Origin of the sequence: Alkalihalobacillus sp. BA299 (genome assembly GCF_017745675.1) — a bacterium.
GTDB lineage: Bacteria > Bacillota > Bacilli > Bacillales > Bacillaceae_F > Alkalihalobacterium.
The window spans coordinates 69,589-89,913 of the sequence record NZ_JAFLJM010000002.1; the positions used below are offsets into that span (position 1 = coordinate 69,589).

At 37.0% G+C, this 20,325-nt stretch carries 37 protein-coding genes; 2 read left to right on the forward strand and 35 right to left on the reverse strand.

What is annotated here, in order from left to right; all coding sequences use genetic code 11:
* Nucleotides 1–64: 64 nt before the first annotated feature.
* From J0N78_RS02685 to J0N78_RS02720, 8 genes are all read right to left on the reverse strand, one after another.
* The gene (locus J0N78_RS02685; RefSeq protein ID WP_209121482.1) at nucleotides 65–268 is read right to left on the reverse strand and encodes a hypothetical protein; all 204 of its coding nucleotides are present in this window, start codon (nucleotides 266–268) and stop codon (nucleotides 65–67) included.
* Nucleotides 262–471 carry a hypothetical protein gene (locus J0N78_RS02690; protein ID WP_209121483.1) on the reverse strand — a complete coding sequence of 70 codons (210 nt, stop codon included), beginning with the start codon at nucleotides 469–471 and terminating at the stop codon, nucleotides 262–264. Before J0N78_RS02690 ends, J0N78_RS02685 begins: the two co-directional genes overlap by 7 nt.
* A 16-nt stretch (nucleotides 472–487) precedes the next feature.
* Nucleotides 488–700: a hypothetical protein gene (locus J0N78_RS02695; protein WP_209121484.1), complete on the reverse strand. Its 213-nt coding sequence runs from the start codon at nucleotides 698–700 to the stop codon at nucleotides 488–490.
* Entirely contained in the window at nucleotides 697–936 is a 240-nt protein-coding gene (locus tag J0N78_RS02700) for a hypothetical protein (RefSeq protein ID WP_209121485.1), read from the reverse strand. The genes J0N78_RS02695 and J0N78_RS02700 overlap by 4 nt, the downstream gene beginning before the upstream one ends.
* A 106-nt stretch (nucleotides 937–1,042) precedes the next feature.
* On the reverse strand, nucleotides 1,043–1,228 hold the full coding sequence (locus tag J0N78_RS02705) for a hypothetical protein (RefSeq protein WP_209121486.1): 186 nt from the start codon (nucleotides 1,226–1,228) through the stop codon (nucleotides 1,043–1,045).
* The gene (locus tag J0N78_RS02710; protein ID WP_209121487.1) at nucleotides 1,225–1,521 is read right to left on the reverse strand and encodes a DUF7678 domain-containing protein; all 297 of its coding nucleotides are present in this window, start codon (nucleotides 1,519–1,521) and stop codon (nucleotides 1,225–1,227) included. The genes J0N78_RS02705 and J0N78_RS02710 overlap by 4 nt, the downstream gene beginning before the upstream one ends.
* Nucleotides 1,521–1,736: a hypothetical protein gene (locus J0N78_RS02715; protein WP_209121488.1), complete on the reverse strand. Its 216-nt coding sequence runs from the start codon at nucleotides 1,734–1,736 to the stop codon at nucleotides 1,521–1,523. The genes J0N78_RS02710 and J0N78_RS02715 overlap by 1 nt, the downstream gene beginning before the upstream one ends.
* Nucleotides 1,736–2,068, reverse strand: a complete 333-nt coding sequence (locus tag J0N78_RS02720; protein WP_209121489.1) for a hypothetical protein — start codon at nucleotides 2,066–2,068, stop codon at nucleotides 1,736–1,738. Before J0N78_RS02720 ends, J0N78_RS02715 begins: the two co-directional genes overlap by 1 nt.
* 179 nt (nucleotides 2,069–2,247) lie before the next feature.
* On the opposite strand from J0N78_RS02720, the gene J0N78_RS02725 reads away from it, so the two are divergent.
* Complete coding sequence (locus J0N78_RS02725; RefSeq protein WP_209121490.1) at nucleotides 2,248–2,475, forward strand: helix-turn-helix transcriptional regulator; 228 nt, start codon at nucleotides 2,248–2,250, stop codon at nucleotides 2,473–2,475.
* Nucleotides 2,476–2,515: 40 nt separating this feature from the next.
* On the opposite strand, the gene J0N78_RS02730 is transcribed toward J0N78_RS02725, so the two are convergent.
* Complete coding sequence (locus J0N78_RS02730) at nucleotides 2,516–2,812, reverse strand: hypothetical protein (protein WP_209121491.1); 297 nt, start codon at nucleotides 2,810–2,812, stop codon at nucleotides 2,516–2,518.
* 147 nt (nucleotides 2,813–2,959) lie between these two features.
* Here J0N78_RS02730 and J0N78_RS02735 point away from each other — a divergent pair, with 147 nt between their 5' ends.
* Nucleotides 2,960–3,319, forward strand: coding sequence for a YjgN family protein (locus J0N78_RS02735; RefSeq protein WP_209121492.1), 360 nt, complete (start codon nucleotides 2,960–2,962; stop codon nucleotides 3,317–3,319).
* Between the two features lie 39 nt (nucleotides 3,320–3,358).
* Here J0N78_RS02735 and J0N78_RS02740 read toward each other — a convergent pair whose 3' ends face one another.
* From J0N78_RS02740 to J0N78_RS02865, 26 genes are all read right to left on the reverse strand, one after another.
* Nucleotides 3,359–3,580 (reverse strand): phage holin, encoded by a 222-nt coding sequence (locus tag J0N78_RS02740; protein ID WP_209121493.1) that lies wholly within the window; start codon nucleotides 3,578–3,580, stop codon nucleotides 3,359–3,361.
* A 2-nt stretch (nucleotides 3,581–3,582) separates the two neighbouring features.
* A complete protein-coding gene (locus tag J0N78_RS02745; RefSeq protein WP_209121494.1) occupies nucleotides 3,583–4,410 on the reverse strand; it encodes a peptidoglycan recognition protein family protein in 828 nt (275 codons plus the stop codon).
* Nucleotides 4,411–4,414: 4 nt separating this feature from the next.
* On the reverse strand, nucleotides 4,415–4,606 hold the full coding sequence (locus J0N78_RS02750; RefSeq protein ID WP_209121495.1) for a hemolysin XhlA family protein: 192 nt from the start codon (nucleotides 4,604–4,606) through the stop codon (nucleotides 4,415–4,417).
* 88 nt (nucleotides 4,607–4,694) lie between these two features.
* Complete coding sequence (locus J0N78_RS02755; protein WP_209121496.1) at nucleotides 4,695–4,856, reverse strand: hypothetical protein; 162 nt, start codon at nucleotides 4,854–4,856, stop codon at nucleotides 4,695–4,697.
* A complete protein-coding gene (locus tag J0N78_RS02760) occupies nucleotides 4,840–5,037 on the reverse strand; it encodes a hypothetical protein (RefSeq protein WP_209121497.1) in 198 nt (65 codons plus the stop codon). Before J0N78_RS02760 ends, J0N78_RS02755 begins: the two co-directional genes overlap by 17 nt.
* A complete protein-coding gene (locus J0N78_RS02765; protein WP_209121498.1) occupies nucleotides 5,012–6,097 on the reverse strand; it encodes an RNA-directed DNA polymerase in 1,086 nt (361 codons plus the stop codon). Before J0N78_RS02765 ends, J0N78_RS02760 begins: the two co-directional genes overlap by 26 nt.
* A 311-nt stretch (nucleotides 6,098–6,408) precedes the next feature.
* A complete protein-coding gene (locus J0N78_RS02770) occupies nucleotides 6,409–7,656 on the reverse strand; it encodes a hypothetical protein (protein ID WP_209121499.1) in 1,248 nt (415 codons plus the stop codon).
* A gap of 117 nt (nucleotides 7,657–7,773) precedes the next feature.
* Complete coding sequence (locus tag J0N78_RS02775) at nucleotides 7,774–8,025, reverse strand: hypothetical protein (RefSeq protein ID WP_209121500.1); 252 nt, start codon at nucleotides 8,023–8,025, stop codon at nucleotides 7,774–7,776.
* A gap of 33 nt (nucleotides 8,026–8,058) precedes the next feature.
* The gene (locus J0N78_RS02780; protein WP_209121501.1) at nucleotides 8,059–8,409 is read right to left on the reverse strand and encodes a hypothetical protein; all 351 of its coding nucleotides are present in this window, start codon (nucleotides 8,407–8,409) and stop codon (nucleotides 8,059–8,061) included.
* A 6-nt stretch (nucleotides 8,410–8,415) separates the two neighbouring features.
* Entirely contained in the window at nucleotides 8,416–9,435 is a 1,020-nt protein-coding gene (locus J0N78_RS02785; RefSeq protein WP_209121502.1) for an H-type lectin domain-containing protein, read from the reverse strand.
* 13 nt (nucleotides 9,436–9,448) lie between these two features.
* A complete protein-coding gene (locus J0N78_RS02790; protein ID WP_209121503.1) occupies nucleotides 9,449–9,832 on the reverse strand; it encodes a hypothetical protein in 384 nt (127 codons plus the stop codon).
* Between the two features lie 4 nt (nucleotides 9,833–9,836).
* Nucleotides 9,837–11,057: a siphovirus ReqiPepy6 Gp37-like family protein gene (locus J0N78_RS02795; protein WP_209121504.1), complete on the reverse strand. Its 1,221-nt coding sequence runs from the start codon at nucleotides 11,055–11,057 to the stop codon at nucleotides 9,837–9,839.
* Between the two features lie 2 nt (nucleotides 11,058–11,059).
* On the reverse strand, nucleotides 11,060–11,923 hold the full coding sequence (locus tag J0N78_RS02800) for a phage distal tail protein (protein ID WP_209121505.1): 864 nt from the start codon (nucleotides 11,921–11,923) through the stop codon (nucleotides 11,060–11,062).
* The gene (locus tag J0N78_RS02805) at nucleotides 11,913–13,841 is read right to left on the reverse strand and encodes a phage tail tape measure protein (protein WP_209121506.1); all 1,929 of its coding nucleotides are present in this window, start codon (nucleotides 13,839–13,841) and stop codon (nucleotides 11,913–11,915) included. Before J0N78_RS02805 ends, J0N78_RS02800 begins: the two co-directional genes overlap by 11 nt.
* A gap of 48 nt (nucleotides 13,842–13,889) precedes the next feature.
* The gene (locus J0N78_RS02810; protein ID WP_209121507.1) at nucleotides 13,890–14,123 is read right to left on the reverse strand and encodes a hypothetical protein; all 234 of its coding nucleotides are present in this window, start codon (nucleotides 14,121–14,123) and stop codon (nucleotides 13,890–13,892) included.
* Nucleotides 14,124–14,179: 56 nt separating this feature from the next.
* Nucleotides 14,180–14,560 carry a hypothetical protein gene (locus tag J0N78_RS02815; protein ID WP_209121508.1) on the reverse strand — a complete coding sequence of 127 codons (381 nt, stop codon included), beginning with the start codon at nucleotides 14,558–14,560 and terminating at the stop codon, nucleotides 14,180–14,182.
* A gap of 37 nt (nucleotides 14,561–14,597) precedes the next feature.
* The gene (locus J0N78_RS02820) at nucleotides 14,598–15,188 is read right to left on the reverse strand and encodes a hypothetical protein (protein ID WP_209121509.1); all 591 of its coding nucleotides are present in this window, start codon (nucleotides 15,186–15,188) and stop codon (nucleotides 14,598–14,600) included.
* A complete protein-coding gene (locus tag J0N78_RS02825) occupies nucleotides 15,188–15,463 on the reverse strand; it encodes a hypothetical protein (RefSeq protein WP_209121510.1) in 276 nt (91 codons plus the stop codon). Before J0N78_RS02825 ends, J0N78_RS02820 begins: the two co-directional genes overlap by 1 nt.
* Nucleotides 15,464–15,467: 4 nt before the next feature.
* Nucleotides 15,468–15,857, reverse strand: a complete 390-nt coding sequence (gene gp17, locus J0N78_RS02830) for a tail completion protein gp17 (protein WP_209121511.1) — start codon at nucleotides 15,855–15,857, stop codon at nucleotides 15,468–15,470.
* Nucleotides 15,841–16,290: a hypothetical protein gene (locus J0N78_RS02835; RefSeq protein WP_209121512.1), complete on the reverse strand. Its 450-nt coding sequence runs from the start codon at nucleotides 16,288–16,290 to the stop codon at nucleotides 15,841–15,843. The genes gp17 and J0N78_RS02835 overlap by 17 nt, the downstream gene beginning before the upstream one ends.
* Nucleotides 16,283–16,588, reverse strand: coding sequence for a hypothetical protein (locus J0N78_RS02840; RefSeq protein WP_209121513.1), 306 nt, complete (start codon nucleotides 16,586–16,588; stop codon nucleotides 16,283–16,285). Before J0N78_RS02840 ends, J0N78_RS02835 begins: the two co-directional genes overlap by 8 nt.
* Complete coding sequence (locus J0N78_RS26470) at nucleotides 16,589–17,104, reverse strand: phage head-tail connector protein (protein WP_209121514.1); 516 nt, start codon at nucleotides 17,102–17,104, stop codon at nucleotides 16,589–16,591.
* Nucleotides 17,088–17,291 carry a hypothetical protein gene (locus J0N78_RS02850; protein WP_209121515.1) on the reverse strand — a complete coding sequence of 68 codons (204 nt, stop codon included), beginning with the start codon at nucleotides 17,289–17,291 and terminating at the stop codon, nucleotides 17,088–17,090. Before J0N78_RS02850 ends, J0N78_RS26470 begins: the two co-directional genes overlap by 17 nt.
* Nucleotides 17,292–17,304: 13 nt before the next feature.
* Nucleotides 17,305–18,477: a phage major capsid protein gene (locus tag J0N78_RS02855; protein ID WP_209121516.1), complete on the reverse strand. Its 1,173-nt coding sequence runs from the start codon at nucleotides 18,475–18,477 to the stop codon at nucleotides 17,305–17,307.
* Nucleotides 18,478–18,508: 31 nt separating this feature from the next.
* Nucleotides 18,509–19,129: an HK97 family phage prohead protease gene (locus J0N78_RS02860; protein WP_209121517.1), complete on the reverse strand. Its 621-nt coding sequence runs from the start codon at nucleotides 19,127–19,129 to the stop codon at nucleotides 18,509–18,511.
* Nucleotides 19,107–20,309, reverse strand: a complete 1,203-nt coding sequence (locus tag J0N78_RS02865; RefSeq protein WP_209121518.1) for a phage portal protein — start codon at nucleotides 20,307–20,309, stop codon at nucleotides 19,107–19,109. The genes J0N78_RS02860 and J0N78_RS02865 overlap by 23 nt, the downstream gene beginning before the upstream one ends.
* Between the last annotated feature and the right edge of the window lie 16 nt (nucleotides 20,310–20,325).

Below are 20,325 nucleotides of genomic sequence, written 5' to 3' on the forward strand. Positions count from 1 at the left end.
AATCCGACAAAAGCCGATATAAAAACAATTTAATAGTACGTTTTGTTATTCACCCAACGTCATGTTAACCGAACGGTAAAAATGTGGTAGAAAGAAAGGTGAAAAAACCTGCAATCTTGACCAATACGTACGTTGCCCCGGCTATTGAAATACTTTTTGATAAGACCATAGCTAAGTCTTGTTTTTCTAATTTATTTAAAACATATTCCCCAGCGAACGATGCCACTCCAATAGAACCCAAAGCAATAATTTCACCCACGCCTAACATGACTTCACTTCCTTTCCGTCATGGCCAAATTCGAAATTGCAATCACAGCACTCAAAACTATCTAAGTCGCTAATATCACCCCACGGCTCGCAATGATCAGGAGCTTCATCAACTTCCCAAGTTTTTACATAAATCATCGCACGACCGATAACTAAATCATAAGAAACGATCTCATCACTTCCACATTTCGGGCATTTAATCATTACAAAAACCCTCCCTTTAGTAATAAATATCAGGGTCAATTCCTTCTAATTCGGTAATAATACCACCGGAAATTTCCTTTAATTCGTCGCTCAATTTACTGTCTTCTATCCTATCCGAAAAATCAATTAACCTGTAGTATACATCTCTCAAACCAATAACTATATAATGCAATTCTTTATTGACTCCATTTAACTGCTCAAACATACTATGATTTTTAGGGTACTTCATTTGCGGTGCACCCCATTCCATCCAATGATTAAGTCACCTTTGGTTCCTCTAGCCTTACAAATATAACTGTTATCATCGATCCAAGGTGTACTGACAGAATATAAATTCCTATTCGGAAACTCCTCGTTAAGTTTGCTCAGAAATTGATCCCATCCATTTTCATTTACATATCCCTTTACTTCTTCACGATCCGCACAAGCGTCATATGAACTTCCCCAGCCGAATTTTTCAAACATCATTTCACCCTCTTTAATTGATTTGTCTTTTCATCCATTTTCTTAATACATCCTATTAAATACCCACCATATAAAACCATTCCAGCACCGATGACTGTAAAAATCATTACTCCCACACCCCTCTCCATACAAAAGACTTAATATCATCAATAATTCTTTCTTCAACTACATAATGGTGATCTGGATCATCTTCTAATTTCCGTACCAAATATTCATAAATCATATCTGCCACTTCTTCTGCACCGACAGCGTGACGATCTAAACGAATGATTAATTCTTTCCAGTTATTCATTTCAACCAACTCCTTTTAGGTCTATTTTCAAGAAAGTCCACCAGTTTATTAAATGTTTCTTGATGTTCTTCCCTTGGTTCATCATCCCAACCACGATCATAATGACATAAGCCATCAACCCATAATTTACTGATACGTCCCCCATCTATCCCGAACATTGAACCTTCATCATATAATTTTGCTTGATATTCGCGTCCATCAACTTCACCTTTAACCCAATTGGAATTATGAATAGGAGTATAAGAAATATTTTGTTTCGATGTGTTGTTTATTCGTCTAAATCTACCTAACATTAACACTCCCCCCTTTCATTAAACCCGTCATTTTTGCGCCATCTATTTTTATACTCTTGGATGCACATGTTTACTGCCTTTCTGCAATCTCTAGCATCAAAATTATTAAGTTTGCATTGAAACGAGTTTACTAAATACACGTTTATTTCATCGTTCAATTCATCGTCAGTCATAAAAGGAAGATCATTTTTTAAGGCTTGAAAATTAATTTTCATCAATACCCTCTCCTTTGAAGTTTATTTCTCTTTTCAGCTGCTTTTACACCTAACTCCCAATAAGAACCAACATGCCATACATCATGTTTTTGGTGAAAAATATCGACATGATCAATAACCGCTTGACATTGTTCTGATGTTTGAGCTCCATCAATTAAATGGTTAAGTTCCTGCGATGAATAAAGAAACGGCTGTTCTTCTTCAATCATTCCAAACATTCTTTTGTTTGTAATAAGGTGATCATACTGCCATGTATTCACCCTTTCTTTTCGTTTTCTTTGCTGATGAGCTACAACTCCGATAACCGTTGAAAAAGCTGAAAGAAACCCCATTTTCTTACTCCCCTTTCGCCTAGACTTACGTCTATACGCTGATTTGATGGTTCTTGATAACAGCCTATGCAATACGGATTGTCCAACTTTACAACTTTTTTTATATAAATTTGAATAAAAAATTTTATTTTTGGACAAGAATTATAGATAAATAGAGTTAATGAGTGAGGTGTTAAATAATGTTTGGCTTGGGGAAAAAGAGGAGTAAACTAGGTAAGTGGTTAGATCAACGAGGAATATCACAACAATGGTTATCTAAAACATCCGGGGTTAATAAAACAACAATTAGTAAACTATCTAAAGGAGATTATGACCATGATCCTAATACCAAGACTATAAAGAAAATAATTAATACGTTGCAGAAGATTGACCCTAACGTAAAAGCCGATGATTTTTGGGATATTTAAATTATTCAAATAAAAAAGACCAGACAAAGTCTGGTCAACTTTAAAACTTTATTTTATCTTGATGTAGTTCAAACTTTTTACGAACTTTGTAATAAAAATGAGCAAGTTCCTTTAAATGTAATTTTTTAGTTTCGTAGTCTGGGCAATTTTCATTTTCTATTATTTTTGTTAACTCTTCATCTAAGAAATTATCTAACAAGTTTTCTATTTTAGAGTCATACTTTTCCTTAAAATAATTAAATGATCCAAACTTAGGTGGTTCTTCTTCAGGAAATATAATAATTTCATCTTCATAATCACTCGAAACCGGTTCAAAAATCAGATTATTTTTATCCATGTTATCACTCCCTTACTTTTTGTCTTTTTATAACTATGTAATTTTAACTCCATGAATACATAAAAATTCATAATTATTTCCAATTACCGTAATAAATGTTATCATACAGGCGTAAATTCTAAAAAACTATGTAAAGGTGGTAATTGGATGTCTACAAATTTAACGGTTCAAGAAAGTAGCACAAACGAAACTTACACAGTGGAATTACGCTCTTATTTCGATGGTGGCTTACTGCAATTTATTGGATGGTCTATTTTAGGTTGGTTAGTAACTGTAGTGACTTTGGGTATTTGTTATCCGTGGGCTGTAACCATGATTTATGGCTGGAAGATTAATCATACGGTTGTGGAAGGAAGACGATTGAAGTTTAATGGAAGTGCAATCGGGTTGTTTGGGAACTGGATTAAGTGGTGGTTCTTAACGGTTATTACTCTAGGTATCTATAGTTTCTGGTTATTTATAGCTTTAGAGAAGTGGAAGGCTAAACATACTACATTTGTAAATTAAGAAATAAAGCCCCCTACAATGTGTAGAGGGCTTTTTAATTTATGCTAGGTTATGCTTTTTAAGAGCTTCCTTCTGAGCGACCCCCTTCTTGCTCAAGTAATTGTTTTTCCACGCTACCCAAATAAAATAAGCACCCGATATGACTGCAACAATGTCATTAACGAATGCTTCTGGAATGGTTTGATAACCAATTAAGTTTAGAACTGCATTAATCACAGCCACAATCAAGAGAGCAAAACGAGTAATTGATCCTTTATCCATGCTTACACCTCCTGAATTGTGTATTTGCGACCACCAAGAGTAAATGTTGCTGACTCTTTTTTAGGTGCGGTTACCTTGTTTTTCTGTTTAAGTAGAGCATCAATTTTGCCTAATGTTTGTGGTCCTGCAATACCATCTACAGTTAAATTGGATGCACGTTGGAATGATTTTACTGCTGCTTCCGTTTTAGCACCGAAAATACCGTCTGGTGTTCCCGATTGGTGACCAAGAGTATTTAGATTTTCCTGCAGCGTTTTTACATCCGGACTTTTATCTCCACGTTTCAATAAACTCATTGTTTGCACCCCTCCTATTTGTTTAGGTACTTCGATTTTGATTTCTTTCTCTGAATAATTGGCTGCGTTCCGTCTAATTTGGTTCATGTCTAATGATGGGCATGGCTTCCATGAATAGCCTGGTACCTCCGAATGACCAACAATCTCTACATCGCCTAACAAACTTTTTAAATGATTGAGTAGCCAATATAAAGCATTCCATTGCTCAGGTGTTGGTTCTTCCACACGAAAGTCACCAGCTAACACAATGCCTAATGAGTCACCATTATAGTTACCCACGTGATTGGTGATCACATCAATGTCATAGCCTTGTAAGATTGATCCGTCATCGTTAATGCCAAAGGTATATCCGCCTGTTGACCATCCTAGATTGTTGATATGGAAGCTAAGATAGGAAAGGTAATTCGTGCCATCTAAGCCTTGTTTAGTTGCTCCATGATGGATCACAATCCGTTTAATTTTCTTGGTGCGCTTTCTTAATTCACGACCTTTTTTGTCTTTCGGCACTAAACTTCGAGCATCTATAATTTGCATAATATCACACCTTCCCGATCACTAACGATAAAATCTGAACCACCAATGCACCAAGGACAAGGCGGTTTAACCATGTGAGGGTGTTTTTGATTTCCTTTACATCTGTTGCTACTGTGTCCATGCGCTGTTCTTGAGTAGCCATCCTAATTTCTAAATTACGAATACGCTCATCATTCTCTTTTGCAAGCTGTTCCATGTGACACCCCTTTCAGACCAAAATAAAAAGAGCCAACACTAAGTGCTGACTCACTTTCTTTTATGCAACTAACGCGCCTCCGTTAGTTCTATATTTCGACGTAATCTTGCATCAACTCATTAATCATTTCTTCCTTTTCCACCGTTTCGTTAACAAGCCTCGCAATTGTTTCATTTTGCTTTGTTATTACTTGTTCTTGTTGTTCGACCAACTTTAATAAATCCATACATGTTTTAGAGAGTTTCTCCATCATCCATCGCTCCATCATTTAAATCAGCTGGTAGTTCTTTTATTTCGACCTCTACACTGATGTAGTCCCCGTTATCTGTAGCTACACCTTGTTCAACGAAATGCGTCGTTTGGTCAAAATTAGGGATTTTTGCAAAATCAATTGGTTTATAACCATCAAGCTGTTTTGAGTTTACTAACAAATCTCCGTTTTCCGTGATTAGCCCGTATTTTGGCATTGATACTCACCACTTTCTTAGCAAGATTTATACTTACGACAGGTTTAATATAGTTGTGGTAAAAATTATAGCTGTTGCTTCTTCTTATCCATCCCCAATAAGATATGACAGCTGAAGCATCCTTCTCGAAGAAGAAACCTTTCTTTTTAATCTTTTTAATCCTTCTCCGAATTCTTAGAGCGTTTCGCTTTCGCAGTATGATCTTGTTACGAGAAAACCTTAGTCCTAAAAAGTCGATATCTCTTTTACTAGTGCGGAACACCTGCCAATTTCCTTTCAGTTTCAAATTGATACTTTTCAAATACATTTCGACTTCTTTTCTTACTTTGTGCAGCTTCTTTTTGTTTGCTCCCAAAAGTACCAGATCATCTACATACCGAACGTAATATTTCACACCTAGTCGTTCTTTAATTAAATGATCTAATTCCTCTAAAAAGAAGTTCGCAAACCATTGACTGGTATAAAATCCGATCGGTTGACCTTCGTTGCTATCAATGATTGTATCGATTAACCACAAACAATCATTGTCTTTAATTTTCTTTCGAAACATCTGCTTTAGAATTTTGTTATCGATAGAAGGATAAAACTTTTTGATATCCATTTTCAAACAGTATTTTGTACTTCTGTAATCCTTATTTAGCCATTTTTTGATTGCTCTTTGACCATAACTTGTGCCACGTTTCGGTACACTTCCACAATTATACTCATACATGCCTTTCATGATGATTGGTTCAAGTTGCAGCATAAGAGACCAATGAATGATCTGATCTGGATAAAAGTTAGGTTTGTAGATTGTCCTTATTTTGTTATTGGACGCATCCTGTATCGTTTTAACTTGTGGCTGGGACGGGATGTATGTTTTATTAATAAGCATCTTTCGGATTTGATAAGCGTAGTAATCCATGTTGTTTAAAATAGCACTAACACGCTTTTGCTTTCGTTTTCCAAGCGATGCTTTCATTATTGCGTATTTTATATTATCGATATCGTATATTTTACTGTAAATGTAGCCTATTCGTTTCAAGAGTATCCTTCTTTCTTATTAGCCTCAAGGTATTTCGACAATGCTACTAAACCCTGCTCTTTACGGCGCATTTTTACCAAGCGGTAGGGATTATAAAGTGCAATAATTACTATAAATCTAATAAGAGTCTGCCTGCCGATATTCACGTTCGCATTCGAAGAAGAATTGTTCAAGTTCCAATAGGAAAGCCCTGCATTCGAACCATTGTTCCAATTACCACCAACGTGGGCAAGCGTGCACTCTATAACCCTATATATTTAAATATTTTTAAAAACATTCACTTAACTGGGGGAGGTGTCCCCCAGACCCCCTCAAAGAGGTTTTTTAAGAAGCCGCCCGCCGATAGACACGTACGCATCCGAAGAAGAACTGTTCAAGTACCAAGAGGAAAGCCCCGCCGTCGAACCATCGCCCCAAGAACCACCAACGCGGGCAATTCTTTGCCCTGTCGATTGATAGTAATAATCCGAGTAGTACGTAGTTGATCCTCCTCCTACAGTTGTAGGGAGTGCGACAGATGGATTATTTTTATCATATCCCATCTCAATTGGGTATCCGTTCGCATTGTGGTTAATGTAGCTCACTTGCTCATAAGGAGACGCAAATACATTGCTTGCATAATCTTCTGCGTTTTTCGCAAACCAAGCTTGGTGTTCGTTAATGTTTACACCATCAACAAACTGCCAAATGTCACCGTACAGTGACTCGATACCTCTATACATCATCGGATATTTACCGTCTGATGTACTAACTATACTACCACTTGATGCAACAATATCTTTACTAAATCCATTTATATGTCCTCGGTTTGCAACAACATCGCCGACTGCGATATCAATTGGATCACCATCAAACTCAATAGCTGTATTATCGGTATCATAACTTACAATGTTGGTAATGAGCCTCGGTGTTCCGCTAATGTTGTTACTGTAATGATTAGAGCCGATCCCGATAGATTGACCAACAATAAAACCTGATGCGGTAGAATTAGCAACAATAATTCGGTTAACCGCAGTCTCTGCAATGGTAGCTGTATGAGAACTTGAATACTGACCTGTTGTAAAACCTTGCATCACACTTTGAGAATGGAGGGTTGCAAACTCTACATAAAAAAGAGTTTGGAGAACGTCAACCACATGAATATCTAGCTGTTGATACCCTTTTCCGTTATTTGTGGCGTAAGTCCTGAAATCCACAATATTCTTACTTGCTAGTGGGTGCAGATTAGGCTTAGACTCTAATTTGTCTCCAGTACCCAGTGAAGCCTTGTATTTACCGACATCAATAAAAGGTAGCTCTCGATTATTTGTGAAGTCCCAAAAGCACCAAGGTAGGTAAAATCCCGGGTATTGAGTTTTCGAAACTTGCCAAGTCTTAAAACCCCCGCCGTCTTGCTTCTTTATATAAAATTTAGGAATGCGTACAAAGACATTTCCTAATTCATCTTCAACCTCGCCAATTTCTCTAAAAATCTGAGCATTATCAAAATCATTCTGAACCCAACTTCCATCAACTCCGGCATTAGCAACCATACCGATTGCATCATGCGTTCTCGTCATAGTAGGGTCAGAACCTTTATTCCAATACACCCCATAAATCGGAGCGTTAACTCTAATAATGTCTTCACTTCTGTTATCAACGTGCCTTTTAACCAAACCATATGTGGTTAAACTCAATTAAAACACCACCCATTCTGTTCCGTCAAAAATAAAAACCTCTTTGGTATCAATCTCCAAAAAGGTTGTTCCGGTCTTTATATCCGCTGTGGGTTTTGTATCTGCCGAGTTGCCGTATAACTCCATCATACTCCCCGTTAGTTTCACATTCTTTGATCCATCGGCATTTAATCCTTCCGCTTCATTTACCCATGTTCCATCTTCTTTCATGATACGTCCACTACGTGCTTGGTACGTTTTGATATCACTCATTTACTTCACTCCTCTCAAATAAAAAAAGCCTTACTAGGCTTCGACTACTTTTACAAAATGAATATCTACATTATTTAAATCTGTTTCATTGGCAGGAATAGAAAACCACGCTAATCGGTCAACAGGATTTAAAACTTCTGTATATTCTTCTTTGTCAGTACGAGCTAAAACATTTATTCCTGATTCCGTTAACCATAAGGTATAATGTGTTAATTCTGTAGGTGAAGGAATTTGGATAGTTGCTTCCTCACTACTAACAAACTTCTCTTGTCCTGCTTGATAATAAGAACCACCGGATATCATTAAATCCAATCCATTTATTGAAATCTGAAAATCATGTAAACTGGTATTCTGCGACCCCTCTACAATATGTTCAATTATCATTTTCTATCACCCCTGCCCAACGGCTATCCAGTTAAATGGAATACTTGTCACATCAACTGTATTGTCATTCTTGAAGGTTATTGTAGCACCTGTAGTAGTAATGTCGTGTGCACCAACTTTACCGTAATTAGTAAGGTCTGTTCCCTGCAAAGATGCAGTCACATTAGGTGCTTGGGAAAATGCTTTTGCAAAAGTTATAGTTGCAGACCCATTACTCCCAGCAGCTGCACTGATAGAAACCTTACCACTTGTTACCCTTAAACCTTCTCCTAGTGCCTTTCCGTGCAATTGTTCCCATGGCGTCCATGAAGTATCGTACCAATGTCGAACCCACGCTCTTGTTGCATTCCCATTTCCGTTATAGAAAAACCATTGCGTTACCCTTAGATTACTTAATTTGTGGGTTACAACAGTTCCAGCCGAATTAGGCCATCCTGTTTCAGTACTACTAACCACAAATAAACTTGTACCACTAGTGTAGTCACTTCCACTTTCTGATGCATTTTTAGCAGCGATATGCCTTGTATGAGCTTTATCATCATTCTTGTGTTTAGAATAATCTATTTCGGTGAAATCTCTTTCCATGATGATATCTTCAGCTGCAATCGTTGTAACCCCTGCTCCAACATTAACTTGAGACAAAGATATTTCCCATCTGCTTGTATTTTGTGTAAGTGCAGGTGCTACTGGACTTGTGGCGGCTGCCCCTTGTAATATGGCCAATTGAATTGTATTAGCAGTCCAATCTAAACGAATGATAACACGATCTATTCGAGGATTGGATGCATCAGCTGTTCCAATCGCTAAAGCTTCTTCTTCATCTGATTTAAAAAAATGACCTTTAATCCAAGCTTCTCCAGTTTTCACTTTAACTTGCATTCCTGTAGAGTCAGCGTAGACCTCTAGCTCATTTAATACACTTCGTATAACTCCAGTATTAAGCCAATACTGCGCCATTTCTTGCCATTGTACTTCAGTTACATTCGCTCCGGATCCACTATCAAACGGAAAATAAGTCTGTGTCATTTAATCACCCCCCTTAATTGGTTTCCATGATTTTTACTGTTTGATCACTTGCAGCAATTGCATAAATAGGAATGGCTTTTGACGGATCAAATCTTACTTTAAAAGTTTCCCCAGGTAACACGGGATAGCCTGTGGTGGTCGTAACTGAGCTATCATGGCCTATAAATATTGCATCATCTCCCGAAACTCTAAAGATGACTTTTCTTCTTTTTGCAAGAGCAGTATCACCCGCTTTTAGTTCTACTGCAGTCGTACCTACGGTTAGAGAATTAACAGAAAATCCATTTTGAATATCTTCTTCACCGACTGACGCTATATGATCATCTGTAACGGGATTATATTTTTGAGGTAATGGTAAACCGTTTACTGTTTTTGGTTGTTTATTAGTCCATGTCATTGTATCACCGCCTTTCCAAATTACTTATTCGTCTTCGTAACTTTTTCACTTCATCGAATATGCCAGGAACCGCTTTGGATAATGACTCTGGCGTACCTATATTAGGTGTAATGGTTTCCCTTTCTGGGGTAATTGAAATTTTAACTTCTCTTACCACATCTTGAATGACATCAATTTTTTCTTGAATTTTACGAATGCGTTCTTGTTCAATGGGTACTGATTGAAATTCTGACAAGAAATAATAGACCGTTTCTATATCCACAACTTCATTAGGTTGTGTGATAACCACAGAAACTTTATCGCCAAGATTATAATCTTTACCGAATGTGATACCTTCCATGTCGATAGGCGAAATGCTTAAGCTTGTCTTTTCTGCTTTAGCTAACAATTCTTCATCTAATGATCCATTTAATTCTGTTGTATCCACCGTATCGCGACGATCTTTGAAAGACTCAATTCGGCCGTACTTTGTAATACTCGTGGAGTCACCACGTTCAACAAATGTACGTTCAGCCCCTTCACCGCCGCCACCCACAATGACATAGTTTGCTTCTGCATCTTCAGAAGAATAATCAAAATCTATTAAGTTACCAAGTAAAGGAGAAAATACAACGGTCTTAGTTTTATCTGTAGGTTGATACACTTGAAATTCAAGATTGTTCTCTTTTTGTACAATTCGGAAACCCAAGTCTCCACCTTTTAAAGCTAGCGAACTGACTAAATCAATCAATGGATGCATTCTTGCTCGACCTGTAACATTCTTACCTCGTCCTAAATCTTCAGCGAGAATTAGACCTGGTACTTTACGTTCAGAGCGTGCATTTATTCCGATGTTGTAATCTATATACTCTCGAATAACTGTCTCGGCCACACCTGTTCTCACATCGTAAGCACTTGTATATGGTGGTCCACCGGGCACCGGTAAAGCTAAATTTTGCAAGTGTATTAAATCGTCTCTACCTGAGATCGTTACCGTATCTTCGTCGATATCCCATTTTCGATTTCTCGATTTAACAGGTCCTGAGAATATCATTTGACCATCTTTTTTGACGATAATTCCAGCCTTAGGTTTGATCAATTCTTTTGCGGCTTTACTGTCGGTTGGGATAGTTAACGTCCATGATCCAGCTGCATTAAACCGCATGACTAACTCTAAACTTTGGTAATCCTCCACAGGGGCTATGCGTTTTAAATTGACATTGCGCACATAAATTTCATATCCCATAACTACGCCCCCAAATACCTATTCTTATAAGAAAGTTGAACAGATGAATTTTCCGTAGCATTTGACATTTCAATTCGTATATTATTCTTTCCTTCTCTCAAAGCCCATAAGGAGGACTCTTCCGATTGTTCACCATATAAATTAGTACCATCATTCTTTTTAATAGACTTTTCAAATGGCTTCGTAACAATCGTTGCCGTTTCCCCAACAGCTAAAGAAATGTTTAAGTTTAATAGCTGTCCTGTCGTCAAGTTACGTAGGTAAATGTTTTCACCTGGTCCTTTGATGATCCATTCCGGCCAAGCCTCTACATCTCCTTGATTGTCTATTGTTGTATCAGTAAATACCGTAGAGGATGACAAGCGTAAAGGGAAGAACGGGAAAAACGTCGCTGTTTCCCCTGTATTGAATGTTTTTACATTGGTGCTTGTGTCATACCAGTAGGGATCGAAGGCACGGAAAACAAGGACTAACGTTTGCCAAGTATAACCTTTATTATCGCTATCCTCTAAACCTTCAAATCCCATTGAATAACGACAAGTTAATTCTCTTTGACTTCCATCTGGAGCGATTGATTTTAACTTTCCGTCTCCATTCAAAGGGTTAAACATTCGCAAACTTTCACGTACTTTTCTCCTTAAATTAACTTCTGAATCAGCTTGGATTAGTAGTGGAATATCAACATCTCTAGCTTTTACTTTTACATTTCTCAATCTACTTCCGTGTTGAAAAGGAACTTCATCTTCTACAAAGGAAATAGGGGGCATAAAACGCCCATTCATCCCCTTTAAAACACTGAAATTAGGATGTAAGCTTAGTTGTTGTTCGTTTCCATTTGAGTCAATCCAGTATATTTTATCCGCCATACAGCACCTCCACTCTCTGGAATGTGCGTAGTAATTCTTGTTCATCTAAGTTTGCTTTTTGAGGATAAACATTTATATGTGTATCGCCGCGCTGTTTAGGATTATCCTTTTGTTCATTTGCTTTATGAACTGAAGGGTGATCCAGCGGCGTAACTCTTGCACCTTTTATATTTGATAGAATTTCAGGACCGGCTTCCCCCACAATTACGTGACCGTCATCATGGATGTTTCCTCCTTTTGCAAGCATCGGAATATTAGGTGTATTAAGTGTAATGGAAGGAATACTAATTGATTTTCCAAATGGTAAAGAGATTTCTTGTCCACCTATTTTTAGCTGTAAAGAGTTCCATTTACCGATAATCCAATTGACGGCACCTTTGAAGGCATCTTTTATACCATCCCACATACCTTTTGTCTTTTGTGTAAATTTCGATTTAAGCCCGCCAAAGAATGAGAGCATTTCATTAGCCTTTCCAAGTATCCACTCTACCCCTTTGAAAAAGGCATTTTTAATAAATTCTGCGCCATCCGTAAAAGCACCCTTAATTTTATCCCAATTTTGAACAATCGCGAATACTAATAAGCCAATCGGACCTGTTATAACAGCAAGCATTAAAGGGCCCCATTTTTTAAAGAAATCTAAAATTGAGTTAAAAATTTGGGATGATTTTGTTTTTATCCAATCCCAAAATTGACCGAGTTTTTTAGTTACTGTATCCCAGTTCTTCCACAGCATGACACCCGCTGCTACTAATAAACCAATAGCAATTACAACCAAACCAATAGGGTTCATTGCAAGTGCTGCGTTAAAAGCTAATTGGATAGCTGTGATTGTTTTAGTAATGGCTCCATATGCCGCTATGGCTCCCGTGATAAGATAGAAGGTTGTAACACCAGCTGCTATACCAATAAGAATTGGTTCGACTATATTCCAGTGATCGGCCATCCATTTCGTTGTATCTTTAATAGCCTCTACTACATCCATAAGCACATCTTTAGTAATGCCGAATGAAGTCATGAATAGTTCTTTTATTTTTGGTAAGTAAGGAGATACCCAGTTCCATAGATCATTTAGACGAGGTATTACTTCATTATTGATAAAATCACTAGCCTTTGATAAAGCAACTCCTATTCCATCGAAAACTTTAACAGCAATCGATTCAATTAAAGGCATCTGGCTTTGGAACCAATCGAACAAAACATGTAACATCGGCATTAGTGCAATACCTATTTTTGTTACAAAAAATCCGACCCGGTCTTTCATTTCTTCAACTTTAATTCTGAATTCATTAGCTTTATTCAAATCTTCTTCACTGATTATATTTGCCGATGCTTTTGCTTTATCCATTGCCTCAGCACCCATATCAACTATTGGTGCTATCTCTTTCCACGAGCCACCGAGTAAATCCGTTCCTAGCTTTGCTCGTTTCGTTTTATCATCAACTTCTGATAAAGCCTTTGCTATAGCGTCCATGCGCTCATCAGCATTCATATTTGCGACTTGATCTACTGATAGGCCTAATTCTTCAAGGGATTCGGCACCTTTACCACCACTTTCTATGATGGTATCAAGTGATCGAGTAAGTTTTTGGGAGGCGTTGGTCATTGCATCAGCACTTACACCAGCTACCTTGGTTACTTTCTCCCATCTCTGAATTTCATCTGTCGACATGCCTGTAATAGCATGTAAATCTAAAAGTCTATCTGCTGTATTACCTATTTTAAGACCTAAAGCTATCATTCCACCTACAGCGGCTGTTGCACCTGCCACTAATGCCGCTCCCCACTTAGCTGCTGTTTTTATTCCTTTTCCTAAAGTCTCTCCGAAGCTTTTAGTCTTTTTATCCATTTTCGAAAGACTTTTGTCGGCTTCTTTATCATCGATCAAGATAGAGCCAAATAACTTAAAGATTTCCAAATCTATTCACCCCGCTTTCTGGGCATAAAAATAAACCCTTTTTTAGGGTTATCGTTTTTTAATCTTAGATTTAAATCGATTAAATGTTTCTTCGACGGTTTCATTTGTTGTTACAGAAACTTGCGGCTGCCTTGTTTGTTTTAAAAACTCACTAAATGGTACAAAATTGTCTTTATTCATGTATTCGTATTTAACAAGCCACATATCCCAAGCTTTATTTTCTTCTTTTTTGTCAAATGCCTTATCAAGCAATCGAGTTATGTGTTTAATCGGCAAACTCATGACGTAATTAAAATCATAAAAGCTATGCAATAAGGATAATGTTTCTTCATATCCTCCTACTGCATAGCTTCTTTGAAAAAATCAACTAACTCTGGATCTGAAAAGATTTTCTTAACAGATTGAATGGTTTTTACAAAAGATTGACGTTTGACTTCCTCCAACTTCTTTTGTTCCGCTATTGCTACAATGTTAAAAAATTCATCTTTTACCTTCACAGAGTTCTTTAAAATAAATTTAACCGCATCAATTGCAGCAGCTAATTTAAATTCGTCTACATCTTTGACATCTTTAGCTTTGTACTTCCTCTTTAATTCCTTTCGGTAATCATCGAATCCTGTTTTTTCGTAAATATCAGCAACATAGGGCAACATATCGAATACTTGTTCACTATCAATTGATTTCACTTCAACCTGTTCACTTTTAATTTCTTCTCCCATTGTTTACCTCCTAAAAAAATAAGGGGCTAGGCCCCTATTATGCTGTTGCTACATCGCCTGTATATTGAACAATGTATGCTGGTACTTTATCCATATCATTCGGATCAAAATGTGCAGTGAATGTCACCTCAGACACTATCTCGTCTTTATCAGTCATAGCAGCAGTGAAAGCCCCATCACCTAACACATTTTCAATGACGTAGGCAACAATATCACCATTCTTATTTGAAGTTATATAAGCTAAATTACCAATATAATCAGTATCTGCAAAATCTGTATTAGGTCTGAATTTATTATAAGAAGGGACATTTGTTGTAGCAGCGGTATTAGTTACTGTTCCAGGCATAAACTTTTGAAGTTTAGCGTGATCTAACTCTAATGCACTAGCTGAAATTGTAATCTTAAACTCAGTTCTACGTTTTAAACCTTTTGTATCTTCACCACGATCCCCAGCAAAACGAATAGGTTTGTTTGTCGGTTCAATATTATAGGAACCTCCGCCCCTGACAGCTCCAAAGGCAGTAGCGTTTACATCATCCCAGTCATCGGGATTAAAATTAAATATTAAAACTCCTTCGCCCAACTGGACATTCTCGGGTTTTGGTACCGCCGGTCTATTAATTGGCATTATTTAGCACTTCCTTTCTCAATTTTTAAAAGTTTCCATCTTAACTGCAAAGCGACATGATCAGCCGCCATCAATTTAATTTCATTCCAATCAACGTGCTTTAACGTTTCTATTTCTTCATCTGTCAAGACCTCATATACCAAAGCTTGAAAGTCATCGTTAATTACATCTTGGACTTCTTCTTGGGGTTGTGAGCAATCATCACAGATTGTATTGTTTGACGGCCCCTTTTCATACCAATTTTTATTACACTGCACACAAGTCATTGTGCCCATTCGATCACTCCCCGTGTACTCTCACTTGGTATACGTACTGTCTACGTCTTAACCGTTTGTCAGGATCTCTTATTTGCCTTCTATTTTCACGATAGAATGTAGCAGAAAGACTACTTGTTATCATTACAGTCCTTCTATGCAAATCTTCATCTACAGTACCACATAAAGTTTCTAGTGCTGTTGTATCCGTTTGGTTATCCCAAAAATCCAACTCAAGTACAAAGTTTTCCATAATTCCGTTATCAATAGAATTAGTGAAGTCGTACACAATGTAGGGATAGACAGCGTCACTAGGCGCTTCCTCTGCCCAAACTCTTGGTTTATCATTTACATCAGGGTGTTTAGACTTTAAAAAGGCTGCTATATCTTTACGAATATTAATCATTTTCGTCATTTTTACCCTCATCCTCCGTGTCAATCAAACCACGTGCACGATTGTCATCTTCGATAGCACTTAAAAAAGCACCCTGTATCTTTCGTATTTCATTCACTTCGGCCATAACAGTATCTTTTATAATCGCTCTTTTAGGTTGTCCTCTAGTGCCTAATTCTTGTTCAGCACCATACCAAGTATTGTGCTTAGATCCTATGATAAGATCTGTTTCCCGTCTTCGCGCCCAATATTGAAAAGCACGTCCTACACGTCTGTTTCTTTTCATACCTTGCATCTTTCGAGCTTCTCTCATCATACGTTTTCGTAAATGGCCGCCAACTGCTCGATTAGCCGCTCTAATTAATTCATGTATTGTAAATTGAGCTCTATCTACGTTAGAGACAATCTCCACACCGTCTTTTCTTGTCCTCACAGGGTTTGGAATTCTAGCCATCAGTACTCAACCCCTCACAAATCAGACCAATGTTCTCATTTTTTAAAGGATACACATCAATAATTTTATAAGTTTTATTATTAAACTCTAATTCTTGTTCGCCTTCGTAATCTATTTCTTTAATTTCAAATGTTATCTGAGGTTTTAAACCATTCGCCTGAGCTTGGTAGAATGCTTTATTCCTATAATTTAATTTATTTGCAAACACTTGCTTACTTGTAGGTGTATTCGTAATATCACCCATATCATTCTGTCCAGTGGATATGGGAATAAGATTAACAACATCACGCCATAGCATCTATATCACCGCCATTGAAACAGAAATTGATAAACTTCCTTCTACATCAATAACGCCGTCAACATCTGAATACCCATCTAGTGTTACAGTGTATGCCATGTTATGAGCTTCACTAATTCCTTTAAAAACAACCTCACCAGAAGTGTTTGTAATCCTTTCTTCATCATTGAATGTAACTATCGCATTCTCAAGCAACCCACCTGCTCCGTCATCTATAATAAAGGTAACAGTAAATAAACTGTATTCTTGAGAAAGTGATAAATGCTGTTTCAATAATTCATAAGACTTTTGTAATCTATCAGCATCAGGATTGTCCCAACCGAAATTAGCTTTTGCGTAGGTTTTTATAGCACGTTTTATAAGAGCATCCGTATCACCATTTGCTTTTTCTGAAGTAACTCCCGACAGAATAAGATCATTTCGGGCTTCTTCAATTAAATCTATAATTTCACCATCAAATGCTGTCTGTGATGAACTGATCCGAAGTGAACTTTTAACGTCATTTAGAATTGTCATTTGTCACACCGCGTTTTTTTCTTGTCGTTTGTTTACGATTAGGTTCTGTTGATTCGATTATTTTCAAAAACCCTCGTTCTATCAATTCTTCCATACGTTTAGAGTCAGGGGAAGTGTATACTTCCCCTACATCAAAACGTTCACCCGTATTTTTATCAATAAAAGGATGAATAGTTTCAGCTTTCATCTAATCACCAGCCTTAAGCTTGAGTTGTCGCACGTTTCACTCGAACGAATCCGTTTTTAGAGATAACGTTACCACCGACGAACACTGATCCTTTATGTGCAATCATACCCTGTTTGAATTTGAAATCTGTCGAACGTTGTACATCCATTTCAGAGAAAATAGTTAAACCATAGTTCGATAATGAACCATAAGCCATAGCATAATCTCCAGCTGTTCCGCCAGATCCTCCATTATTAATTGGCAAACAAGCGCTGTTAATAATAAACGGGATACCGTCAATCGTTCCTGTGTTACCATTTGACACAACTCGGTGAATACGATTTCCATTCGAGTCTCGTAATTTAACAAATGCTTTTAAGTCATTTTTGTTCAGAATAAGGACCGCAGCATCTTCTACATCCTCATCGCCACCGTAACTAAATACAATCTCATCTAATGTATTATTATTAATTTCATCAATCTCAATGTCAGTAGCAGCATCAATTGCTGTAGCATTTGTTGAGAAAATACCAGTTAGTGTATTCGTAGTTCCTGCACCAATAAGAATTTCACGCGAAATTTGCTTTCTAGACGCAACAGAAATACCTTTAATTACCTCTGCATCATAATCAGCTGCAGGTAGTTTTAATACTTCTTCAGTATCCTCAGAGTAAGCTGTTACCTTTGCTTTATTAATATCAGCATAACCAAAAATAACATCAGCAGTTGTGTAATCAGTACCTTCGGCTGTATATCCTCCAGTTCCATATCCTTTTAAGTAAGGTTGTTGATAACTTTCTCCACCAAGTAAAAGTTTATAATTAACTCGGTCAATTAGAGATGAAACCTCGTTAAAAGTTGGACGAATATCATTTCCTGTATGCTTAGGTAATACGATATCACTTGAGCCAACAGTTACAGCCCGATTTTCCTTTAAGGCTTGTCCTCGTTTTTCTACTTTAACATCTTTGTCTTCACGCTTTTCTGGTTCATTATTAAATGTTTCAATGGTACGTGACTCTTTATTTTGATCTTCATTAATCGTACGAGCTTCTTCTAATAAACGTTGACGTTTTTCAATTTTTTCTTTTTCTTCGTTTAATGCTCGAAGCTCTTTTTCCAATGCGTTAAAATCTACTTCTTGTTCACCTTCAAGTAATTCTCTGATTTCTTGCTTTCTTTTCTCAATTTCTTGTAATCTGTTCATAATTTCATAACCTCCGTTTTTTTTATAAATTTTATAAATATGTTGATAAAATTAACTTCTTTCGCCGTTCAGCAGCAACCGCCGCTTCTTCCTTCTCCCTCTCCAGTTCAAAGTAAGAACGAGTCGAAATTGAAGTAGTATCATAAGCGGGAATATCCACCGCGGACACGTCATATAGTTTTTTAACCTTACGTATGGTTCTTAGATGATTTTCTCTGTCATAACTTGATTCTTTAGCTGTGAACGAGAAGCTCATCCGATCGATATAACCGCCTTGAATTTCTTCATATAGTTTTCGGCCTTCTTCGGTACCATCTAATCTTGCTTTTATATACAAACCCTTTTCGTCAACTTTTAACTCAAGAGTCTTATTCCTTGTTCTAGCCATCACTTTTCCACTATGGTTGTAATTAAAGATAACATCAGACATATCTGCATCTCTAAATGCCTTATCATCTACTTGTTCTTTATACTCAGTACCTTCGTATTCCCAAAGAACAGTCGGCTCATTGAAAGTAACTGCATATCCCTCAACATAGAGTTCTTTTGGATTATTTTCGTCACTTTGTAACGCCCTAATTTCAAAAGTTTCAAATCTACGAAACTCTCGATCTTTACGCTTAGGTTCTTCATTCTTGGCTTGTGATTTCATCTGTATCTCCTCCTTCTTTTGCTTTTTCTTCTTCAACTAAAGCAGTATCCAACCTTCGAATAGCTTTATCTCCACCCTCAATAGGACCAAGGTTCATTACAAAACGCCATTCATTTGGAGTCATCGAACCTCTATCAACCATTTGTAGCAAGCTGAGCTTTGTTTTCATTGAAGCGTACTGTAAACTCGAAGCTTCGAAGATAATTTTATTGCCGAAGCCACGTTCCCGTCTCGAAAATATCTTTCTTGTAAACTCACCTGCTAATTGCATAGCTAACGGCTCAATTTCACTTTCATAATACGCATTCCATTCATCTTCATTAAATTTACTTTGGATAATCTTTTCATTCGTATTAAAAAAGCTATATATCCTCTGCGTAGTTTCTTTCATTTGCTCCGCATTGGGTACATAGCTCTCAGGTTTAACTTGTTGTAAGTCATAACGAGGATCGGCGGCTGCAGCGCCACCGCTAGTCTCAAGGTTTAAATAATTATTTATAAACTCATTTACATTCTTTTGAACATCCTCTGGTTTTAATACCGAAGTGAATTTCATTATCCACTTAATTACTGCACTGTTTTTAATAGCTTTAACAATACCCTGATCGGTAGTCGTTACAATTTCCATTAACCCTGCCAATACTGGTGCAGGACTTTCTCCAAAAAAATCATTTTCATTAAAATCTTTTCTTAAATGAATAATATCCGTATATGGAATTGTCATTTGCTTTCCCGTTTTGAAATAGAACTTTAAAAAAACATTTCCACTGTTACCTTCAACCACATCGACTGTTGTACAAGGAATTGGATATATTTCAAACGGATAACCTAAATCATCACGTTTTATATAAGCAAAAGCATTATTATTTAATTCTAATTGAGTAGCTAGTTTTTCTTGAAGCATTTGTCCAGTCATTAAAGGATTGGGTTCTTCTAATAAAAAACGAAGGTGCGGGTCTGGATTTATTTTAAACTCCGAATTATTATTTCTAATGTGTTTTGCGATTAACTTTCCAATTGCTTTTGCTTTTGGGCGTATGCAAGACCTGACAATATCACTCTTGTAGATATTTCCGCCCCAGGAGTAAAAACCACTTCCAGTATCGCTTATCAATTCAAACCTAGTCTTTGTATTTGACGACGATTTGACTTTCCCGAAAATCTTTTCAAACAACCCCAAAGTATCACCCCCTTTA

What these genes read in the sequence shown, in the direction of transcription:
- J0N78_RS02685 (WP_209121482.1), bottom strand. Translation starts at nt 268, where the DNA reads ATGTTAGGCGTGGGTGAAATTATTGCTTTGGGTTCTATTGGAGTGGCA.
- J0N78_RS02690 (WP_209121483.1), bottom strand. Translation starts at nt 471, where the DNA reads ATGATTAAATGCCCGAAATGTGGAAGTGATGAGATCGTTTCTTATGAT.
- J0N78_RS02695 (WP_209121484.1), bottom strand. Translation starts at nt 700, where the DNA reads ATGAAGTACCCTAAAAATCATAGTATGTTTGAGCAGTTAAATGGAGTC.
- J0N78_RS02700 (WP_209121485.1), bottom strand. Translation starts at nt 936, where the DNA reads ATGTTTGAAAAATTCGGCTGGGGAAGTTCATATGACGCTTGTGCGGAT.
- J0N78_RS02705 (WP_209121486.1), bottom strand. Translation starts at nt 1,228, where the DNA reads ATGAATAACTGGAAAGAATTAATCATTCGTTTAGATCGTCACGCTGTC.
- J0N78_RS02710 (WP_209121487.1), bottom strand. Translation starts at nt 1,521, where the DNA reads ATGTTAGGTAGATTTAGACGAATAAACAACACATCGAAACAAAATATT.
- J0N78_RS02715 (WP_209121488.1), bottom strand. Translation starts at nt 1,736, where the DNA reads ATGAAAATTAATTTTCAAGCCTTAAAAAATGATCTTCCTTTTATGACT.
- J0N78_RS02720 (WP_209121489.1), bottom strand. Translation starts at nt 2,068, where the DNA reads ATGGGGTTTCTTTCAGCTTTTTCAACGGTTATCGGAGTTGTAGCTCAT.
- J0N78_RS02725 (WP_209121490.1), top strand. Translation starts at nt 2,248, where the DNA reads ATGTTTGGCTTGGGGAAAAAGAGGAGTAAACTAGGTAAGTGGTTAGAT.
- J0N78_RS02730 (WP_209121491.1), bottom strand. Translation starts at nt 2,812, where the DNA reads ATGGATAAAAATAATCTGATTTTTGAACCGGTTTCGAGTGATTATGAA.
- J0N78_RS02735 (WP_209121492.1), top strand. Translation starts at nt 2,960, where the DNA reads ATGTCTACAAATTTAACGGTTCAAGAAAGTAGCACAAACGAAACTTAC.
- J0N78_RS02740 (WP_209121493.1), bottom strand. Translation starts at nt 3,580, where the DNA reads ATGGATAAAGGATCAATTACTCGTTTTGCTCTCTTGATTGTGGCTGTG.
- J0N78_RS02745 (WP_209121494.1), bottom strand. Translation starts at nt 4,410, where the DNA reads ATGCAAATTATAGATGCTCGAAGTTTAGTGCCGAAAGACAAAAAAGGT.
- J0N78_RS02750 (WP_209121495.1), bottom strand. Translation starts at nt 4,606, where the DNA reads ATGGAACAGCTTGCAAAAGAGAATGATGAGCGTATTCGTAATTTAGAA.
- J0N78_RS02755 (WP_209121496.1), bottom strand. Translation starts at nt 4,856, where the DNA reads ATGGAGAAACTCTCTAAAACATGTATGGATTTATTAAAGTTGGTCGAA.
- J0N78_RS02770 (WP_209121499.1), bottom strand. Translation starts at nt 7,656, where the DNA reads ATGACGAGAACGCATGATGCAATCGGTATGGTTGCTAATGCCGGAGTT.
- J0N78_RS02775 (WP_209121500.1), bottom strand. Translation starts at nt 8,025, where the DNA reads ATGAGTGATATCAAAACGTACCAAGCACGTAGTGGACGTATCATGAAA.
- J0N78_RS02780 (WP_209121501.1), bottom strand. Translation starts at nt 8,409, where the DNA reads ATGATAATTGAACATATTGTAGAGGGGTCGCAGAATACCAGTTTACAT.
- J0N78_RS02785 (WP_209121502.1), bottom strand. Translation starts at nt 9,435, where the DNA reads ATGACACAGACTTATTTTCCGTTTGATAGTGGATCCGGAGCGAATGTA.
- J0N78_RS02790 (WP_209121503.1), bottom strand. Translation starts at nt 9,832, where the DNA reads ATGACATGGACTAATAAACAACCAAAAACAGTAAACGGTTTACCATTA.
- J0N78_RS02795 (WP_209121504.1), bottom strand. Translation starts at nt 11,057, where the DNA reads ATGGGATATGAAATTTATGTGCGCAATGTCAATTTAAAACGCATAGCC.
- J0N78_RS02800 (WP_209121505.1), bottom strand. Translation starts at nt 11,923, where the DNA reads ATGGCGGATAAAATATACTGGATTGACTCAAATGGAAACGAACAACAA.
- J0N78_RS02810 (WP_209121507.1), bottom strand. Translation starts at nt 14,123, where the DNA reads ATGAGTTTGCCGATTAAACACATAACTCGATTGCTTGATAAGGCATTT.
- J0N78_RS02815 (WP_209121508.1), bottom strand. Translation starts at nt 14,560, where the DNA reads ATGGGAGAAGAAATTAAAAGTGAACAGGTTGAAGTGAAATCAATTGAT.
- J0N78_RS02820 (WP_209121509.1), bottom strand. Translation starts at nt 15,188, where the DNA reads ATGCCAATTAATAGACCGGCGGTACCAAAACCCGAGAATGTCCAGTTG.
- J0N78_RS02825 (WP_209121510.1), bottom strand. Translation starts at nt 15,463, where the DNA reads ATGGGCACAATGACTTGTGTGCAGTGTAATAAAAATTGGTATGAAAAG.
- gp17 (WP_209121511.1), bottom strand. Translation starts at nt 15,857, where the DNA reads ATGACGAAAATGATTAATATTCGTAAAGATATAGCAGCCTTTTTAAAG.
- J0N78_RS02835 (WP_209121512.1), bottom strand. Translation starts at nt 16,290, where the DNA reads ATGGCTAGAATTCCAAACCCTGTGAGGACAAGAAAAGACGGTGTGGAG.
- J0N78_RS02840 (WP_209121513.1), bottom strand. Translation starts at nt 16,588, where the DNA reads ATGCTATGGCGTGATGTTGTTAATCTTATTCCCATATCCACTGGACAG.
- J0N78_RS26470 (WP_209121514.1), bottom strand. Translation starts at nt 17,104, where the DNA reads ATGACAATTCTAAATGACGTTAAAAGTTCACTTCGGATCAGTTCATCA.
- J0N78_RS02850 (WP_209121515.1), bottom strand. Translation starts at nt 17,291, where the DNA reads ATGAAAGCTGAAACTATTCATCCTTTTATTGATAAAAATACGGGTGAA.
- J0N78_RS02855 (WP_209121516.1), bottom strand. Translation starts at nt 18,477, where the DNA reads ATGAACAGATTACAAGAAATTGAGAAAAGAAAGCAAGAAATCAGAGAA.
- J0N78_RS02860 (WP_209121517.1), bottom strand. Translation starts at nt 19,129, where the DNA reads ATGAAATCACAAGCCAAGAATGAAGAACCTAAGCGTAAAGATCGAGAG.